Raw genomic sequence first — 2200 nt, forward strand, 5'->3', positions numbered from 1 at the left:
CGGCCGGCGCCGGCACCCCCGCGGCCGGGCCCGGCAGCGACGTCGCGGCCACCCGCGAGCGGCTGCGCGAGCGCCTCGGCCTCCCCCACCCGGACCCGGCGTGGTGGGCCTGGGTGGTCGCCGGCCTCGTGGGCGTGCTGGCGGGGGTGCTCCGGTTCGTCCACCTCGGCCGCCCGCCGGTGCTGGTCTTCGACGAGACGTACTACGTCAAGCAGGCGTACTCGATGCTCCTCCACGGGCACGAGCGGGACGTCGTCTCGGCCCCGACGCCACCCCCGGAGGGCGAGTCCGACACCTACGCCGACGACCTGTTCGAGGCCGGGACGCTCGACGTCTTCCTCGGCACCCCGGACTTCGTCGTCCACCCGCCGCTGGGCAAGTGGATGATCGCCGCGGGGATGCAGCTCGACCCGGACAGCACGTTCTTCTGGCGGCTGTCCGCGGCGGTCGTGGGGACCCTGTCGGTCGCGCTGCTCGTCCTCGTCGCCCGGCGCCTGCTCGGCTCGACGCTGCTCGGCGGGGTCGCCGGGATCCTGCTGGCCGTCGACGGGCACCACATCGTCCACTCCCGCACGAGCCTGCTCGACATCTTCCTGTCCTTCTGGGTGCTCGTGGCCTTCGCCCTGCTGCTGGCGGACCGGTTCGTCGCGCGGGAGCGGCTCGCGGACCGGGTGTCCCGCGCCGTCCACGCCGGCACCCTGTCGCCGTACGGGCCGTGGCTGGGCTGGCGGCCGCTGCGGCTGCTGGCCGGGGTGTCGCTGGGGGCGGCGTGCGCGACGAAGTGGTCGGGGCTGTACGTGCTGGCCGCGCTCGGGCTGCTCACCGTGCTGTGGGACATGGACGCCCGTCGGACCGCCGGGGTGCGCCACTGGTTCCTGGGCGGGCTGCTGCGCGACTCGTGGCCGGCGTTCCTGTCCTTGGTGCCGGTCGCCGCCGCGGTGTACCTGGCCAGCTGGGCCGGCTGGTTCCGCGCCGACGACTCCTACCACCGGACCTGGGCGGCGGAGCACCCCGACGAGGCGGTCTCGTGGCTGCCGCAGTCGCTGGCCAGCCTCTGGGAGTACCACCGCAGCGCCTACGGCTTCCACACCACCATCAACGTCGTCGACAACTCCCACCCGTACATGGCGAACCCGTGGTCGTGGCTGGTGCAGGGGCGGCCGACGTCCTTCCACTACCAGGGCCAGGGCGACGGGCTCACCGGCTGCGGGGCCGAGGCGTGCTCGTCGGCGGTCACCTCGCTGGGCAACCCGGTCGTGTGGTGGGGCGGCACGCTCGCCCTCGTCGTCGTCGCGGTCGCGTGGCTGGTCCGCCGGGACTGGCGGGCCGGGGCCGTGCTCGTGCCTCTGGCCGCCTGCTACCTGCCGTGGTTCGCCTTCCAGGACCGGACGATCTTCTCCTTCTACGCCGTGGCCTTCGTGCCCTTCCTCGTGCTCGCCCTGACGTACGCGCTCGGCCTGGTGCTGGGACCGGCGGGCGCCTCGCCCGAGCGCCGGCTCTGGGGGGCGGTCGGCGCCGGGGCCGTCGTCGTCGCCGCGGTCGGCTGCCTGCTGTTCTTCTACCCGGTGTGGACCGCGCAGCTCATCACCACCGACGCCTGGCGCCTGCGGATGTGGTGGCCCAGCTGGGTCTGAGCGCCCGTCCGCACGGGGACCCGTGGTCGGATGGGCCCGTGGTGGCCCCCGTGGTGGACGAGCAGTGGCTGGCCGGGCGCGAGGACGTGGTCCTCGCCGACGTGCGGTGGTACCTGGACGGACGGTCCGGACGGGCCGCCTACGAGGCCGGGCACCTGCCCGGGGCGGTGTTCGTCGACCTGGAGCGGTGGCTCGCCGGGCAAAGCGCGGCCACCGACGGCCGGCACCCGCTGCCGGAGCCGTCCGTCCTGGCCGAGGGCATGGCGTCCCTCGGCATCGGCGAGGACGACGTGGTCGTCGCCTACGACGACGCGGGCGGCACGGTGGCCGCGCGCCTGGTGTGGCTGCTGCGCGCGACCGGCCACGAGGCGGCGCTGCTCGACGGCGGGATCGGCGCCTGGAGCGGCGGGCTGACGACCGCCGCGACGGAGCGCCCGCCCGCGGTGTTCCGGCCGCGGCCGTGGCCGGAGGACCTGCTCGTCGACAGCGACGGCGTGGCCGCCGCCGTGCAGGCCGGGCACACGGTCCTGCTCGACGCCCGCGCGGGCGAGCGCCACCGCGGCGAG

General features: G+C 75.5%; 2 protein-coding genes. Both read left to right on the top strand.

Annotation, left to right across the window (positions count from 1 at the left end):
* The coding region (locus WCS02_RS19805) for a dolichyl-phosphate-mannose--protein mannosyltransferase (RefSeq protein ID WP_340295999.1) at nucleotides 1-1634 on the top strand (1634 nt) is incomplete at its 5' end.
* A 38-nt stretch (nucleotides 1635-1672) separates the two neighbouring features.
* Nucleotides 1673-2200: sulfurtransferase (locus WCS02_RS19810; RefSeq protein WP_340296000.1), on the top strand; the 528-nt coding region annotated here is incomplete at its 3' end.

Origin of the sequence: Aquipuribacter hungaricus (assembly GCF_037860755.1) — a bacterium.
GTDB classification, from domain to species: domain Bacteria; phylum Actinomycetota; class Actinomycetes; order Actinomycetales; family JBBAYJ01; genus Aquipuribacter; species Aquipuribacter hungaricus.